This is a genomic window from Muriicola jejuensis, from assembly GCF_010671595.1.
Lineage (GTDB): Bacteria > Bacteroidota > Bacteroidia > Flavobacteriales > Flavobacteriaceae > Muriicola > Muriicola jejuensis.
In genome coordinates this window covers 1619932-1636182 of record NZ_JAABOP010000001.1, presented here as the reverse complement: position 1 = coordinate 1636182, position 16251 = coordinate 1619932, and the positions used below count along the sequence as shown (strand labels likewise).

17 protein-coding genes are annotated in these 16251 nt (G+C 50.4%); 5 read left to right on the top strand and 12 right to left on the bottom strand.

From position 1 onward, the window contains the following. Window positions 1-6: 6 nt before the first annotated feature. On the bottom strand, window positions 7-2205 hold the full coding sequence (locus GWK09_RS07245) for an acylase (protein WP_163692317.1): 2199 nt from the start codon (window positions 2203-2205) through the stop codon (window positions 7-9). A gap of 140 nt (window positions 2206-2345) precedes the next feature. Between GWK09_RS07245 and GWK09_RS07240 the strand changes: the two genes are divergently transcribed. Beyond that, window positions 2346-4082 carry an ABC transporter ATP-binding protein gene (locus tag GWK09_RS07240; RefSeq protein ID WP_163692316.1) on the top strand — a complete coding sequence of 579 codons (1737 nt, stop codon included), beginning with the start codon at window positions 2346-2348 and terminating at the stop codon, window positions 4080-4082. A 45-nt stretch (window positions 4083-4127) separates the two neighbouring features. Here the strand turns inward: GWK09_RS07240 and GWK09_RS07235 are convergent, their stop codons facing one another. From GWK09_RS07235 to GWK09_RS07205, 7 genes are all read right to left on the bottom strand, one after another. Next, a complete protein-coding gene (locus tag GWK09_RS07235; protein WP_163692315.1) occupies window positions 4128-4367 on the bottom strand; it encodes a NifU family protein in 240 nt (79 codons plus the stop codon). A 2-nt stretch (window positions 4368-4369) separates the two neighbouring features. After that, a complete protein-coding gene (locus GWK09_RS07230; RefSeq protein ID WP_163692314.1) occupies window positions 4370-5509 on the bottom strand; it encodes an Mrp/NBP35 family ATP-binding protein in 1140 nt (379 codons plus the stop codon). A 147-nt stretch (window positions 5510-5656) separates the two neighbouring features. Then, a complete protein-coding gene (locus GWK09_RS07225) occupies window positions 5657-6001 on the bottom strand; it encodes an MGMT family protein (protein WP_163692313.1) in 345 nt (114 codons plus the stop codon). Then, window positions 5994-6632 (bottom strand): LysE family transporter, encoded by a 639-nt coding sequence (locus tag GWK09_RS07220; protein ID WP_163692312.1) that lies wholly within the window; start codon window positions 6630-6632, stop codon window positions 5994-5996. The genes GWK09_RS07225 and GWK09_RS07220 overlap by 8 nt, the downstream gene beginning before the upstream one ends. Beyond that, a complete protein-coding gene (gene trmB, locus GWK09_RS07215; protein WP_163692311.1) occupies window positions 6629-7306 on the bottom strand; it encodes a tRNA (guanosine(46)-N7)-methyltransferase TrmB in 678 nt (225 codons plus the stop codon). The genes GWK09_RS07220 and trmB overlap by 4 nt, the downstream gene beginning before the upstream one ends. 56 nt (window positions 7307-7362) lie before the next feature. Further along, on the bottom strand, window positions 7363-8421 hold the full coding sequence (locus GWK09_RS07210; RefSeq protein ID WP_163692310.1) for a sensor histidine kinase: 1059 nt from the start codon (window positions 8419-8421) through the stop codon (window positions 7363-7365). Next, window positions 8421-9107, bottom strand: a complete 687-nt coding sequence (locus GWK09_RS07205; protein WP_163692309.1) for a response regulator transcription factor — start codon at window positions 9105-9107, stop codon at window positions 8421-8423. The genes GWK09_RS07210 and GWK09_RS07205 overlap by 1 nt, the downstream gene beginning before the upstream one ends. A gap of 296 nt (window positions 9108-9403) precedes the next feature. On the opposite strand from GWK09_RS07205, the gene GWK09_RS07200 reads away from it, so the two are divergent. The 3 genes from GWK09_RS07200 to GWK09_RS07190 all read left to right on the top strand — a co-directional run bounded on the left by GWK09_RS07200 (window position 9404) and on the right by GWK09_RS07190 (window position 11282). Further along, complete coding sequence (locus GWK09_RS07200; RefSeq protein WP_163692308.1) at window positions 9404-9715, top strand: T9SS type A sorting domain-containing protein; 312 nt, start codon at window positions 9404-9406, stop codon at window positions 9713-9715. Window positions 9716-9906: 191 nt separating this feature from the next. Then, window positions 9907-10230: a T9SS type A sorting domain-containing protein gene (locus tag GWK09_RS07195; RefSeq protein WP_163692307.1), complete on the top strand. Its 324-nt coding sequence runs from the start codon at window positions 9907-9909 to the stop codon at window positions 10228-10230. Window positions 10231-10304: 74 nt separating this feature from the next. Next, a complete protein-coding gene (locus GWK09_RS07190) occupies window positions 10305-11282 on the top strand; it encodes a LuxE/PaaK family acyltransferase (protein WP_163692306.1) in 978 nt (325 codons plus the stop codon). Window positions 11283-11296: 14 nt separating this feature from the next. On the opposite strand, the gene tyrS is transcribed toward GWK09_RS07190, so the two are convergent. After that, on the bottom strand, window positions 11297-12595 hold the full coding sequence (tyrS, locus tag GWK09_RS07185; protein ID WP_163692305.1) for a tyrosine--tRNA ligase: 1299 nt from the start codon (window positions 12593-12595) through the stop codon (window positions 11297-11299). 102 nt (window positions 12596-12697) lie between these two features. On the opposite strand from tyrS, the gene GWK09_RS07180 reads away from it, so the two are divergent. Continuing rightward, on the top strand, window positions 12698-13717 hold the full coding sequence (locus GWK09_RS07180; protein ID WP_163692304.1) for an NAD-dependent epimerase/dehydratase family protein: 1020 nt from the start codon (window positions 12698-12700) through the stop codon (window positions 13715-13717). Here GWK09_RS07180 and GWK09_RS07175 read toward each other — a convergent pair. Genes GWK09_RS07175 through GWK09_RS07165 form a run of 3 tightly spaced genes read right to left on the bottom strand, consistent with a single transcriptional unit; the run spans window position 13714 to window position 16190 of the window. Next, window positions 13714-14124 carry a DUF4296 domain-containing protein gene (locus GWK09_RS07175; protein WP_163692303.1) on the bottom strand — a complete coding sequence of 137 codons (411 nt, stop codon included), beginning with the start codon at window positions 14122-14124 and terminating at the stop codon, window positions 13714-13716. The two genes, GWK09_RS07180 and GWK09_RS07175, sit on opposite strands and share 4 nt — an antisense overlap. After that, window positions 14121-15458 (bottom strand): dihydroorotase, encoded by a 1338-nt coding sequence (locus GWK09_RS07170; RefSeq protein ID WP_163692302.1) that lies wholly within the window; start codon window positions 15456-15458, stop codon window positions 14121-14123. The genes GWK09_RS07175 and GWK09_RS07170 overlap by 4 nt, the downstream gene beginning before the upstream one ends. Before the next feature lie 3 nt (window positions 15459-15461). Beyond that, window positions 15462-16190, bottom strand: a complete 729-nt coding sequence (locus tag GWK09_RS07165; RefSeq protein ID WP_163692301.1) for a polyprenol monophosphomannose synthase — start codon at window positions 16188-16190, stop codon at window positions 15462-15464. Window positions 16191-16251: the final 61 nt, after the last annotated feature.

Genomic DNA, 16251 nt, shown 5'->3' with positions numbered 1-16251 from the left:
GACTTCCTACCGTTCCCCGGGGTGGTAGGATCGCTTCGCATGCTCCAGAACATCCTCTTTATAGTAGTGCACTTCTTTAAACTTCACATCAGCATACATCTGAGCCTGGTCATCGAAATGTGGTGAGGACGGATCCCCACTCTGGCCCCCTGCCAGGATACTTTTAGCCTTCACCTTTTCCCCGAATTCCACCACGGCCACAAAACTGTTCCCACGGGTACCGTAGATCTTTTTAGTGTTGTTGTCATACCGCGCGCCGTAGGCGGCGAGGGCTCCCCACCGGCCTGAAGCAAATCCTATGGGGATGCTCGGCTTCGCATCGTCAAAGGGCTGGCGGATATCCCCGTTGAGCCTCTGGTAGCGGTTCACCTCTCCCCAGGGCATTTTCCAGGTGCCAAAGTCATCATTTAGCCTTGATAAGACAAGTGAAAATACCTTAAGCATGTCTTCATTTGATATATTATTATTAATATCATTGAATGCTTCAAATTGTGTAGGCCATACCTTGCGTTTTCCTGCTTTAAACCATTGCCATGATAAGGTTCCATAATAATGGGCCAGGGTCATAGCGACCGATTCCTTAGAGGTCCTGAAATCCCATTGCCTTAGCACGTCGATAGCTTCCCTGGTTTCCGGATCCAGGCCAGGACTCCGGTCAGCCGCCTCAACCAATCCGGGGATCAATGCCTTAAAAGCCGGTAAATACGGGTCATAGGCCAGTTCGATCAAGTTGTCCAAGGTATACCCGCTGCGGCCCGTGAGCAACTCAATGGCGTGTACCCCCCGGAAATTCTCCTGGTCTACAGACATATACCTGGGGTAATCCTCTCGTTTCGGGCTGAATTCCAGGGCAGCGGTAAAAGGGGTCGAGTTGCAGTTCTGTATCCACCCATTGGGAGGGTTGAGCAGGAGGATATTCTCATCCACCGTGTGCAACCCCTTCCAGTCCGTCCTGGGGTCCTTGCCTTCAACGGGCTCGGTGTAATCAAAAAGGGTATCCCTGACCGGGATAAAATTGCCGTGGAAGTAGGCGATATTCCCATCTGCATCGGCATAGACCGTATTGTTGGACGAATTGGTCCTGATATCCATCATCTTCCTGAATCCTTCGTACCCTGTTTGCTTTGTCCTGATATAGGACTGTTCCAGGGCCTTAACCGGGTCCCACATCATGGCCGTGGCCACTACCCGATCTCCTTCCATATGGGTGATGGGACCGTGGTGGGTCCGGTAATAAGGGAAGGTTTTTTCTTTGAGTTTATCCCCATCCTTGTATTTCAGGCTTACCTCCGAGACTTCCACGGGCCTGAGCTCTTCCCCGTATTGGTAGAACAAATCACCATCCATGTCCACCACGGTTTCCACGAATTCATCGATGACGTCCGTATAAGTAGAAGTATGCATCCATCCGGTCTTCTCGTTAAATCCCTGGTAAATAAAGAATTGCCCCCAGGTCACCGCCCCATAGGCGTTCAGCCCTTCTTCACTTACGGCATGTACTTCCCCCCTGAAATAAAAGGAGGTATGGGGGTTGATCAGCAGCATGGCATTCCCCGATTGCGTGAGACTTCCGGAGATCGCGATCCCGTTAGATCCCTGTGGCTCCAGTTCTTTTTCTCTCTTTTCAATCTCCATTTCTGCAGATTTCGGAAATTCGATGCCCTTCTCGTACATGGCCTGCAACTTGCGAGTGCTAATACGTTCGATATCTCCGCCTATAGAGCCCTCGCTGAAATACATGGGCATCCAGGGTTCAAAACGGGTGAGGAGTTTAGGGGTTACTTCGGGATGGGTATGGAGGTAGTAATTGATCCCATCCGCAAAGGCCACACACAGTTCCTTTAACCATTCCGGGCTGTTCTCGTACATGGCCTCCGCCTCTTCCTGGCTCATGAACATCCTGGCCCTGAGGTCGCTGTATAGTGCCTCTTCCCCTTCCACCTCTGCCAGCCTGCCTGTGGCCCAGATGTAATTCTGTTCCACCCGGTTGAAATCGTCCTCGCACTGGGCATACAGCAAGCCAAAAACAGCGTCTGCATCTGTTTCCCCGTAAATATGGGGCACCCCGAACTGGTCCCTGATAATGGTGGTTTGCTCCGCATGGGTCTTCCATCGCTCCAATTCGGTGAGTTCCTGTACCCTGCCGCAAGAGAAGAGCAGAGAGTAAAAAATGAATAACACAAGGGTGCCGACGTATCTTTTCATCCTGTTTTTTTGAGATTCTGTGAATTTAATCGACTTCTGCGGGAAAAACTAATTTTCTTTCCCGGCCCGTTGTCAGCCCCATCAGGGCTGTCAAATAATGAGTATCTTTCGCCTTCGTATTTCCTCGATTTCACAATTCTATGGCTGGAAAAAAAGTCAGCATCCTAAAGGCATTCAGGACCATCATCTGGCCCAGGCGTAATCTGGTCCTGATCGGACTTATCCTGATCGTGATCAGCAAAGCGGCGAGTTTCGTCGCGCCCATGTCGCTCAAATACCTCATGGACGACATCATTCCGAACAAGGATATTCCTTTCCTTAAAATGCTCATCGGAGTGGTCATCCTGGCGATCCTGGTCCAGGCCGTTACCTCTTTTCTCCTTACCAAGATCCTCAGCGTACAGGCCCAATATATGATCTCCGAACTCCGTGCCCAGGTGCAGCACAAGATCCTTTCCCTGCCCATCAGGTTCTTTGACAATACCAAATCCGGGGAACTCGTCTCCAGGATCATGACCGATGTGGAAGGGGTGAGGAACCTCATCGGCACCGGACTCGTTCAATTGGTTGGAGGGACCATCACAGCGGTGGTCGCCCTTCTCCTCTTATTGAACATCAGTGTGTCCATGACCCTCTTCGCCCTGATCCCCCTGGCGATCTTTGCGGTCGTCGCCCTGAAGGCATTCAAGATCATACGCCCCATTTTCCGGAACCGGGGGAAGATCAATGCAGAGGTGACAGGCCGCCTTACTGAAACCCTGGGTGGAATCCGGGTCATCAAAGGATTCAATGCCGAGGAACAGGAGCACGACATCTTCAAGGATGGAGTTCACAGGCTGTACCAGAATGTGAAAAAGAGCCTGACTGCAACGGCCGTAATGACCAGCTCCTCCACCTTCCTGCTGGGCGTGGCCACCACAGGTATCATGGGGATAGGCGGTTACAAGATCATGACCGGTGTCCTTACTCTGGGGGAATTCCTGGAATTTACCTTCCTGCTCGGACTCATGATCGCCCCTATCGTGCAGATGAGCAATATCGGTAGTCAGCTCAGCGAAGCCCTGGCCGGGCTCGACCGGACGGAGGAACTTATGAACCTCCCTGAAGAGGAGGACCCGGTGGAACGCACTCTCAGGCCCAACCACCTTCAGGGACATATGGTGTTCGAGAATGTTACCTTTGCTTACGAAGAGGAAAAGGAGGTGCTTCACGATATCAGCTTTGAGGTGGAACCCGGAAGTGTAGTAGCCCTGGTAGGCAGCTCAGGCTCCGGAAAGAGCACGATCGCCGGACTCGCCGCAAGCTTCCTGAAACCCCAGAGTGGGAAAATCACCGTGGATGGGTATGACCTGTCTAAGATGGTGTTGAAGAATTACCGGAAGCACCTCGGGGTGGTATTGCAGGACGATTTCCTCTTCGAGGGCACGATACAGGAAAACATCCTGTTCCCCAGGCCCCATGCGACAGAAAGCGAACTGCAGAATGCGGTGAAGTCGGCCTATGTGGATGAATTTACAGACCGGTTCGAAGACGGTTTGGACACGCTTATCGGGGAAAGGGGGATCAAACTATCGGGCGGACAGCGGCAGAGGATCGCCATTGCCAGGGCTATCCTGGCAGATCCAAGGATCCTGATCCTCGATGAGGCCACCTCCAACCTGGATACAGAAAGCGAGGGCCTTATTCAGCAGAGCCTCGCGGCCCTTACCAAAGGCAGGACCACTATTGTGATAGCCCATAGATTAAGTACCATCAGAAAGGCAGATCAGATCCTGGTGATCGAGAATGGACGTATTGCGGAAACAGGGATGCATGAGGAACTCATAGCTCTTGAAGGCCGGTATTACAACCTCTTTACCTACCAGGCCAGGATCTAGGTATCGGGAAAATGTAAAGAAATGGAAAGGTAGAAGTGTTGTTAATCAACCTACATTGATGACCTTTTCCACGTGAGGGGCGTACTTTTTAATGGTCATTTCCACCCCGCTTTTCAGGGTCATCTGATTGACACTACAGCCAACGCAATTTCCTTCCAGGCGTACGGTCACGGTTTTGCCTTCCTCAATGGATACCAGGGAGATGTCTCCCCCGTCACTCTGGAGGAAGGGTCTTATCTCATCCAGGGCTTTCTCAACGTTGTGGCGTAACTCTTCCTCAGTCATCGCTATTTCTTTTTAACGGCAGCACACCCGGCCATTGTTGTGATTTTGATCGCTTCGGTGGGGGGCAGGTCCGTGTTCCTTCTTACCAGTTCCTGTACGGTATTCCTCGTGATCTCTTCAAAGGAAGCTTCCAGAGGGGTTGCCGTTTGCAGGGCCGCAGGACGTCCTGCATCACTGGCTTCACGAATGCTCTGCACCAGGGGGAGGGCACCCAGGAAGGGCACATCCATGTCCTCCGCCAAATTTTTTGCCCCGTCCCTGCCAAAGATGTAATACTTGTTCTCGGGGAGTTCCGCCGGGGTAAAGTATGCCATATTCTCAATGATCCCGAGTACGGGTACGTTGATGGCCTCCTGCTGGAACATGGCCACCCCTTTCCTGGCATCGGCAAGGGCGATCTCCTGAGGAGTACTCACCACCACTGCACCTGTAACGGGCAGGGCCTGCATGATACTCAGGTGTATGTCTCCTGTACCCGGAGGCAGGTCGATCAGAAGGAAATCCAGTTCCCCCCAATGGGCATCAAAGATCATTTGGTTAAGGGCCTTCGCCGCCATGGGACCACGCCAGATGACCGCCTGGTTCGGCTGGGTAAAAAAACCGATAGACAGGATCTTTACCCCGTAATTCTCAATGGGCTTCATTTTCGATTTGCCGTTCACCTCAACTGCCAGCGGTTTCTGGGAGGCCACATCGTACATGATGGGGATGGACGGGCCGTAGATATCCGCATCGAGTATCCCTACAGCAAATCCCATCTTGGAAAGGGTGGCCGCCAGGTTGGCAGTCACCGTGGATTTACCCACACCCCCTTTTCCTGAAGCCACGGCGATTATATTCTTTATCCCCGGTATCGGAGCCCCCTTGATCTCATTTTGCTTTTGCCTGGAAGGGGCATCTACCGTAATGTTTACGGTGATCTTGGCCTTTTCATACACCTCCCTGTGAATGGCCTGCAGAATGGAGACCTCAGCCTTCTTTTTAGCCTGGAGGCTGGGGTTCTTTATTGTGATATCGACGACCACTTCGTCTCCGAAGGTCTGTATATTTCTCACCGCACCGCTTTCCACCATATTCTGCCCCTCTCCGGGCACAGTGATGGTTTCCAGGGCTTTCAGTATGTCTTTTTTATCGAGTTTCATCCGGTCCTTACCCTTTGCTTAATGTAAAATGATTCTAAACAACAAAGATACGGTATCGGGCCGAGATTCGGAAAGAACTGAACGGAAATGACTTATGGGTTTATTAGGTCATCTGGAGTGCTGATCAGGCCTTCCGGGCGGCGCTGGCTAAAGTGGTTCCCCCAGTTCCTTAAGGGGATCCCAAAAGTGCTTTTCAAAATCCTGGATGCGATCATCGACGATGACCAGACCTTCATTCTCGAGGAGTTGTTGCATTAGGTTGGTCCCTCCGAAATGGTGTTTCCCGGTCAACAGCCCCACCCGGTTCACCACCCGGTGGGCGGGCACGTCCTCCCTGTCGGGTACATTGTTCATTGCCCAGCCTACCATCCTGGCTCCCCGGGAAGTACCGAGGTACCTGGCAATGGCCCCATAAGAGGTTACTCTCCCATAGGGCACCTGCTTTACGAGGTCGTACACCTGCTGAAAAAAATCATTCCCCTTCTTATGCATGGTCCCTGTAAAAAAGCCTGATCAGAGTGATCACGAGCAGGATCAGCATCAGGCCGCTCAGAATATAGTTTGAGTTCTTTGAAAAGGTCTTGTTCTTCAGGTCGAGTTTGTTGAAATAAAAGGTATACAGATAGAGAACCGTAAACGTGCCCGACCCGGCCGCAAGGATAAAGGTTGCGATGTCCCAGAGTTCAAACTTTATCCAGCCCGACGCATTCCACATCACGTTGAGTCCGCTGTAGTAAGGGATCGTGAGCAGGTTCAGGGCAGCCAGGAGCATCCCTTTGAAAAAACTGTTCTTCCTGCTCATCTTTTCAATGCGGATCTTATTGGGTTTGAACCGCTTCGCCAGCACAAAGAAATAAATGGCAAAAAAGGCGAAGACCCCGAGGGCGATCTTCATCAGGAGGTCGATCACTTCAGGGTTGTTGTAGAGAAATTTGGAGATCATTACGGCCACATAAGCCTGCATCATGATCATGGTTGAAACCCCAAGGCTGAAAATAATACCGTTGTTCTTCCCTTTTTCAACGCTTGCCTTTGCTGCGTTCATGTTTAGCAGTCCAGGGGGGACCGTAGCCATAAAGGCTGCGGAATAGGTTACAAAAAATAGGATGAGGAGGTGGGTCATTGGGAAGGAAACCTGAATTTTAGATACGTGATGGGTTTACCGAGCTCAAGATACTGATTTTCATAAAAGGTCTGGATGCGAAGAACTTCGGGCGGACTCCCCTCATTCCTGTACACGTCGTGGTTGGCATACAAAACTTCCATCTCACTTGCATGGAGGATCCCAAGGGTATACCCATGCATGAATTCGCTGTCTGTCTTCAGGTGAACAGTGCCCTTTTCTTTGAGGATGGTCCTGTATTTCTCAAGGAAATGCAGGTTGGTGAGCCTGTGTTTGGTGCGCTTGTATTTGATCTGCGGGTCGGGGAAGGTGATCCAGATCTCGGACACCTCTCCCTTGGTGAATAATCGGTCGATCAGGTCGATCTGAGAACGCACAAAGGCCACATTCTGCATATTTTCCTCCAGGGCGGTCTTGGCTCCCCTCCACAACCTGGCCCCTTTGATGTCTATCCCTATGAAATTCTTATCCGGGTATAATTTTGCCAGGCCCAGGGCATATTCCCCTTTACCGCATCCCAGTTCAAGGACCAGAGGGTGCTCATTGCCAAAGAATTCTGCCCATCGGCCCCTTTGTGCAAAAGATCCGGAGAGGACTTCTTCCCTTGTCGGTTGCAGGACATTGGGAAAGGTCTCGTTCTCCCTGAAGCGTTTTAGTTTGTTCTTGCTACCCACGAAAGGCTCTAATTGATTCCCTGCAAAGCTAAGGATTTCGTAAGACGGGAGGAAAATCAGGTTCCCGGTTTCTTCCCTTTCTCGAGGGTGAAGGAGAATTCAGATCCCACATCCACCACACTTTCCACGTAGATCTTTTCCCCGTGGGCCTCAATGATGTGCTTAACGATGGCGAGGCCCAGTCCGGACCCCCCTTCCTTTCTGCTTCCGCTCTTGTCTATGCGGTAAAACCGCTCGAAGATCCTCTGTAAATGGGCTTCAGGGATCCCTTCCCCGTTATCGGTGACCCTGACGATGACCTTGTTCTTGATGAGGTTTTCGACACTGACCTCCGTCGTACCGTCAGGATGCCCGTATTTGATGGAATTCACCACGAGGTTGGTGAGCACTTGCTGAATCTTTTCCCGGTCTCCCTTCACGTAGACGGGCTCTTTATAGTCCATGTCGAAGGTAAGGGCGATCTGCTTTCTGGCCGCCTTCATCTCGAGGAGTTCGAAGACACTTTTGATCAGATCGATAATGTCGAAGGTCGATATTTCCAGGCTGAGGTCACCGGCCTCCAGTTTGGTGATGAGGTCGAGGTCTTTTACGATGTAGATCAATCGCTCCACCCCCTTGTTGGCCCTCTGAAGGTATTTCTTCCGGACCCTTTTGTCTTCCATGGCCCCATCCAGCAAGGTAAGGATATACCCCTGGACGGTAAAAAGGGGAGTCTTGAGTTCGTGTGAGACATTGCCCAGAAAATCCTTCCGGTACTCCTCCCGGATTTTTAGGGTATCGATCTCGATGCGCTTGTCTTTGGCGAACTTCTCGATCTCCTCGGTCAGGGTGGCCATATCAGTAGTAATGGGACCGGAGGCGAAGGAGGTCGATTCCAGAAGGGACACATCGTCGTAGATCTTCTTGATCCTGCGGTAGATGAACTTCTCCACCCGGAACTGTATCACCAGAAAGGACACCCCGAAAACGACCGTTATGGAAAGGGCGAGGACGGCCCAATAAGACCATAAGGAGAAGTAGCTGAAAAGGGCTAGCGAAAAAATCAGGAGAATGATGGAAATATACAGGGAGGACCTCAGTGCGAACTTATAGGATTTCCTGAGCTTGATGGCCATTACAGAACAAACTTATAACCTACGCCCTTTACGGTTTTAAAGTGATGGTCCCCAATTTTCTCCCTGAGTTTTCGGATATGGACGTCTATGGTCCGACCCCCGACGACCACCTCCTGACCCCAGACCTTATCGAGGATCACTTCTCTTTTAAATACCTTGTCGGGCTTGGAGGTCAGCAGGGATAGCAATTCGAATTCCTTGCGGGGCAGGACGATCTCTTCTCCGTTGTTCACCACTTTGTATTCTTCTCTGTTGATGACGATGTTCCCTACTTTTTTGATCTCAGGGGTGGAGTCTTCCTGGTCCTTCAACCTTCGCAACAAGGCCTTTACCTTGCTCATCAGTACCTTGGGTTTCACGGGTTTGGTGATGTAGTCGTCCGCTCCGGCATCAAATCCGGCTACCTGGGAATAATCCTCCCCCCTTGCGGTCAGAAAGGTGATGAGCGTATCTTCCAGCCCTTCCGTATTCCGGATCTTTTCACAGGCCTCTATCCCGTCCATTTCAGGCATCATCACATCGAGGATGATCAGGTGGGGCCTCTTCTTTTTGGCCTTTGCCACGCCTTCAACGCCGTTCTTTGCCGTGGAGACCTGATACCCTTCAGAAGACAGGTTGTATTTCAAGATCTCAAGGATGTCCGGTTCATCGTCAACCAGTAGTATTCTGATGTCCTGCTTCTTCATGGAATTCGAGTTTTCTGATCCTATCAAAAATAGGAATTATTAGTTCAAACCACGGGCAGAACATATGGAAAACCACAACATAACAATTTTATAACATAGCTTCCATTCCCCTGTATTTCGAATATTGAAGATCTCCTGCAAAAATCCCCTCCATTTCTCAAAAATTGGTACGATTTGTGATTTCTACGGCTAGAAACGTGCATTTCATCGAATTTCTCAATCAGAACCGTACCTGAGAGACAGGTGGAATGCCAAAATACCTATATTTGTTTAGTGTTCTATGTAACCCCCTCAGTATGAAACACTTTTACCTACTGGCTTTTTTATTGGTTTTATCTTCCGGGTTAGCTCAGGACAAACCCTCCAACCCCGGTGAGATCCAGGGATTCAACCTCTATCCCAATCCAGTAACCAACGGTAAGGTGTATATAGAAACCAAAGCCAATGCGCCTAAGAAGATCCTGATCTTCGATGTGCTGGGAACCAAGGTCGTAGAAACGACCATCATCGGAAAGGAATTGAACCTGTCAGATCTCGACCCTGGAGTCTACGTCCTGAGGGTCATGGAAAAAGACAAACAGGCAACCCGCAAGCTGATCGTTAAATAGCTAAAATCCATCTCCCTTTTTGTGAATTTTAAAGCGAGAAATCGCTCGTTTCATCTCGATGAAAGTATTTCTTTTATCGACGAAATGCATGCCTCTAAAAGTTCACCTACATTTTTCCCTCATTCACAACAATTTATATGTCCTAAAACCATCTTTAGGTATCTTTCAGTATTGATCCCAAATCAATCTTGATGAAAATATTTTACTTAACCGCCTTTTTGCTATTCTCCCTATGGGGTTACGGGCAGGAAAAAAATCCGCCGGAAACGCCCCCCTCCCAGGAGATACCAAATTTCAAGCTCTATCCGAACCCCGCTTACAGCGATGTGGTCTACATTACCTCGGAATACAATGACACCAAGGTCATTACGGTCTACGATGTATTGGGAGAGGTGGTCCTTACGGACCGCATTTCTACCAACACCCTCAATATCTCCCGACTGGTACCCGGCGTCTATGTGTTGCAGGTAACGGAAAGGCAAAAGACGATCACCCGCAAACTGGTGGTCAAATAGACTTTACCCCCCATTTCACTCAAGCCCCTCTCGCAGGGGTTAATTTTGCTATTTTTGGGGTAATAATCTAGGCGATGGACCCCAGGCGTATTTTCAGGATCAGGAACGAGGAAGAATTCAACAGTGCCGCCATTGCCGTATTCCATCACCAGTATAAAAACAATGCCGTTTACAGGCAATTCTGCGACTTTCTGGCCACTGACCCCCTAAGTATCCGAAGATCGGAACAGATCCCCTTTTTGCCCATAGAATTCTTCAAGAAAAAAAAGGTCAGCTGTGACCCAAGTCGCGCGGATATCGTTTTCAGCAGCAGCGGGACCACTTCGGAAGAGACCAGTAAACACTACGTTCAGGATGTGACCCTGTACGAGGAAAGCTTCCGGGAAGCTTTTCAAAGGTTTTACGGCAGACCCGATGAATACTGTATTCTTGCCCTACTTCCTTCCTATCTCGAACGAGAGGGCTCTTCCCTGGTCTATATGGTCAATGATCTTATCGCCTCGAGCGGACATACAGACAGTGGGTTCTACCTCCACAATCTGCCCCAACTTGCTGAAAAACTCAGAAACCTCGAAGAGAAAAGGACCCGAACGCTCTTAATAGGGGTATCCTACGCCTTGTTGGACCTGGCGGATGCCCATCCTATGAAACTCACCCATACGACCGTGATGGAAACCGGGGGAATGAAAGGCAGGAGGAAAGAAATGATACGGGAAGACCTTCACGGGAGACTGAGTAGAGGTTTTGGAATTGACCGCATACATTCGGAATACGGGATGACCGAACTCCTATCCCAGGCATACTCCCAAGGTAAAGGGATCTTTTTAACTCCCCCCTGGATGAAGGTCCTCATCCGGAGCACGGAGGACCCTTTAAGCCTTCTGGAGACGGGACGATCCGGAGGGATCAACGTGATCGACCTCGCCAATTTTTATTCCTGTTCGTTCATAGCCACCCAGGATCTGGGAAGGCTGGGAGTGAATGGTACCTTTGAAGTGCTTGGGAGATTTGACAATGCCGATATCCGGGGCTGCAATCTGATGATCACTTAGAATCGGATTTCTTCCTAGTCAACAATCGCCAGGATAAAGTAGCTCTTCTTCCCGCGTTGCAACAGTACGAAGCTGTCCCCTATCAGGTCCGAATCCGTGATCACGTATCCTTCTCCTACTTTTTCCTTGTTCACTGAGATCGAATTTTGCTTGAGTTCCCTTCTGGCCTCCCCGTTGGAGCTCAGAAAGCCGGTCCTGGCAGACAAGGCCCCAATCATGTCGAGGCCACCGGTCAGTTCTTCCCGTTTGATCTCCGCCTGGGGAACCCCCTCAAAAACCTCCAAAAAGGTATGGGTGTCCAGCGTTTTCAGATCTGAGGAAGTGGAATTTCCAAATAGGATGGAACTGGCCCTTACCGCATTCTCGTAGTCCTCCCTGGAATGTACCATGACGGTCACCTCTTCGGCCAGTCGCTTTTGAAGGATACGCAGGTGAGGGGCTTCCCCGTGCTCCCTGACGAGCCCTTCGATCTCTTCCCTTGTAAGGAAGGTGAAGATCTTGATGTATTTTTCGGCATCCTCATCAGAGGTGTTGATCCAGTACTGATAGAATTTGTAAGGGGAGGTCCTGTGGGCATCCAACCAGATATTTCCGCCTTCGGTTTTGCCGAACTTGCTGCCGTCTGCCTTGGTGATCAGCGGACAGGTCAGGGCATAACCTTTCCCTCCGCCGATTCGCCTGATCAGTTCGGTCCCTGTCGTGATGTTCCCCCACTGATCGCTCCCGCCCATCTGCAGGGTGCAGTTGTGGTGCTGGTAGAGGTAGAGAAAATCATAACCCTGCACCAGTTGGTAGGTGAATTCGGTAAAGGACATGCCTTCCTTGGCCTCAGCATCGAGCCTTTTCCTGACCGAATCCTTTGCCATCATGTAGTTTACTGTGATGTGTTTCCCAACATCCCGTATAAAATCGAGGAAGGTAAAGTCCTTCATCCAGTCGTAATTGTTAACCAGTACCGCGCTGTTGTCAGTCTTTGAATCGAAGTCGAGGAAACGAGACAGCTGCTCCCTGATGGCTTCCTGGTTCAACCTCAGGGTGGTCTCATCCAGCAGGTTGCGTTCCGAGGATTTCCCGGAGGGATCGCCGATCATCCCTGTGGCGCCCCCTATCAGGGCATAGGGTTTATGGCCTGCCAACTGGAAGTGTTTTAACATCATGACCCCGACCAGGTGCCCGATGTGAAGGGAGTCTGCTGTGGGGTCTATCCCTACATATGCCGACTGCATGCCTGTTAGCAGATGTTCCTCAGTACCCGGCATGACATCGTGTAACATGCCCCTCCATTTCAACTCTTCGACAAAGTTCGGTCTCATCGGGATCCTTTTTCTTAGAATGTTGCAAATATAACAGAAATCCCCGGGAGCCAAACCCGTGCTTTTGTAATTATATCCGGAGGATTTGAGTACTTTAGGCCCATGATTCTGGTTACTGGAGGCACGGGATTATTGGGTTCGCATCTGCTCTTTCAACTATTGCAGGACCATGATGCTGTGAGGGCCACCTACAGGACTGAGGCTTCCCTGGAAGAGGTCAGATCCCTATTTGAATACTATTCGGACGAAGGGCCATCCCTCCTGGAGAAAATTCAATGGGTAAAGGCAGACCTCACGGATATCCCGTCTTTGGAAGCGGCCTTTAAAAATATTTCACGGGTCTATCATTCGGCCGCGATGATCTCCTTCAATCCAGCGGCATGGGATGCCCTGAAAAAGACTAACGTCGAAGGTACAGCCAATATCGTAAACCTTTGCCTGGCCCATAAGGTGGAAAAATTGTGCTATGCGAGTTCCATTGCGGCCATAGGGAAAGGCGTCCAACAGGGGGAGGTGACAGAGGAAAACGAATGGGCGGAGACCGAGACCAGTGTGTACGCCCTCTCGAAACACCTGGCGGAGATGGAGGTCTGGAGGGGATCCCAGGAAGGCCTGGACGCTGTGATGGTGAACCCGGGGGTAATCCTGGGTGCAGGGAACTGGAACCAGGGCAGCCTGAGGTTTTTTAAGAATGCCGCCAGAGGGATGAAATCCTATTTCCCCGGAGGCACCGGGTTTGTCGATGTCAGGGACGTGGCAAACTGTATGATCCGCCTCATGCGATCGGATATCAGGAACGAGCGGTTTATCAAAGTCGCAGACAACCTGACGTATAAAGATTTTCTCGGCTCCCTGAGCGAGTCCTTTGGGTTACCCCGCCCAAAAAAGGCGATCCCCCTATGGGTGCTGGAAGTGGGCTGGAGGGTGGACTGGTTCAGTCATTACTTCCTAAGGACAAAGAGGCGCCTCACAAGAGATACGGTGAATTCCCTGAAAAATCCCAAACAGTATTCTTCCCAAAAAATTAAGGATGTACTCGGGTTTGAATTCATCCATCCGGAGGATAGCATCAAAGAATACAGTCAATATTTTCGAAAGAGGTATCCCTCCAAATGGTCTTAATCCTCCTCCAACCCCAAAGAATCCCGAATCTCCCTGCTGCGTGAGACCAGACTGTCAGTGCGTTTTTGGCGAGCTTCCTCAAATGCCTTCTTTTCCTTTTCCAGACGGGCTTCGACCTCCTTGTAGATCGCTTCGTAGACCAGGGGCTGGGAGGCGTAATACATATCGCTTTTGACAAACTGAAGACTGTCAACCCCGTATTGTTTGAAGAGAAACTCCGTAGGATCATCGAATTGTTCCTCCAGGATGGCCTTGTTGGTGCTTTTGGCAGCATTCAGGACGGCCATCTCATACAAAAGATCGGTCATGGTATCCCGCGGGATCATGTCTTCGGGTTTTTTCACGACCTCTTCCGCACAGGAAAAAACCAGTGCTAAAACTGCCATAAATGCGATCCATTTTTTCATGACCTGTTGAATGTTAAGCGTTTGGAATTCCGCTGACCGGAAAATGTACCGTTCTCATATGCGAGATGCCCATTGACGAAGGTATGGGTTACCCGGGTTCTGAAACCAGTTCCTTCAAAGGGAGACCAGCCGCATTTGTAAAGGATATTCCCCTTCCCCACCATCCAGGGGTCGTCCGGGTCTACCACGGTAAGATCTGCGTAATATCCTTCCCGAAGATACCCCCTGTCTCGGATCTGGAAAAGGATGGCCGGGTTGTGGCACATCTTGGTGATCAGCGTCTCTGCTTTGATCTTCCCGTCGAGCACTTTCTCCATCATAGCGGGGAGCAGATGCTGAACAAGAGGCCCTCCCGAAGGGGCCTTGAGATAGGTCTGGTCTTTTTCTTCCAGAGTATGGGGTGCGTGGTCTGTGGCGATCACGTCGATACGGTTGTCGAGCAAAGCCTCCCACAAAGCTTCCCTGTCGGCTGCCTTTTTTACCGCAGGGTTCCATTTGATGTGGGTCCCCAGGGATTCGTAATCCTCCTCGGAGAACCAAAGGTGGTGCAAACAGACCTCGGCCGTGATCTTTTTTTCTTCAAGCGGGATCTCATTGGTGAACAATTCCATCTCCCTTGCTGTAGAAAGGTGGAAGACATGGAGACGGGCGCCGGTTTTCCTCGCCAGGGCTACCGCCTTGGAGGACGACAGGTAACAGGCTTCCTCGCTTCTGATCAGGGGATGGTATTTCACGGGGATGTCATCCCCATACTTTTCCCTGTATGCCTCGAGGTTTTGCCGTATGGTAGTTTCGTCTTCGCAATGGGCCGAAATGACCATCTCGGTATTTCTGAAAATCTGTTCGAGTACCTCTTCGTCATCTACCAACATGTTGCCGGTGGAGGAACCCAGGAAGAGTTTTACCCCGGAGCATGCATGCCTGTCGAGCTTTTTCAGCTCTTCCAGGTTGTCATTGGTGCCCCCGAAGAGGAAGGAGTAATTAGCATAGGACGATCTGGCTCCCATCTGGAATTTCTCCTCCAGTTTTTCGATCGTCGTCGTTTGGGGGACGGTATTTGGTTGTTCCATGAAAGAGGTGATCCCCCCTGCCAGAGCTGCCCTGCTTTCAGTGCCAATATCGCCTTTATGGGTGAGTCCGGGTTCACGAAAGTGGACCTGGTCATCGATAACTCCCGGAAATAGAAATTTACCTTGTATGTCGATCACCCTGGCCCCGTCTGAAGATATGGAGGGTCCGATCCTGGCGATCCTTTCCCCTTCCACGAGGAGGTCTCCCTCCTCGATCCTGCCTTCATTCACCATCCGTGCGTTTTTGATGATCGTTCTGCTCATACCTTAAAAACCATTTCTTTTGAATAGACTCCTTATCTTCATACTGATCACCCCGAACACGGCTTCCCAGATAATGGACGAACTCATTTTTGACTTGCCTTTCTCCCGGTCCGTAAAGATAATGGACACCTCCTCAATGCTGAACTTTTTCAAGTAAGCCCTGTATTTCATTTCTATCTGAAAGGCATAGCCGATGAACTTGACCGAATCGAGGTCTAGCGTCTCCAGCACCTTCCGCCTGTAGCATACGAACCCTGCCGTAGGGTCGTGCACCCGCATCCCGGTAATGAGCTTAACGTAAAAGGAGGCCCCGTACGAAAGGAGGATACGGTAGAGAGGCCAGTTGACGACATTCACCCCTTTTTTGTACCTCGACCCCACGACCAGGTCGGCCCCGTTAACACAAGCTCTGTACAACCTGGTCAGGTCTGAAGGCCTGTGCGAAAAATCGGCATCCATCTCAAAAATATAGAGATATTCCCTTTGGAGGGCCCATTTAAACCCATGGATATACGCCGTTCCCAGGCCAGATTTCTCTTTTCTTTCCTCTAGGAAGAGCTTCCCTGAGTATGTCTTCTGCAATTCGCGTACCGCATCCCCCGTCCCGTCAGGCGAATTGTCATCCACTACGAGTATATGGAATTCCTTGGGGAGACTCATTACGGCATCCACAATGGCCTTGATGTTCTCGATCTCGTTGTATGAGGGGATGATTACTAAACTGTCTGTCATCAATTGCAGGAGATTATGGCAAAAATAAACCTTTCACCGGACTGTATTCGAATGATGTTGA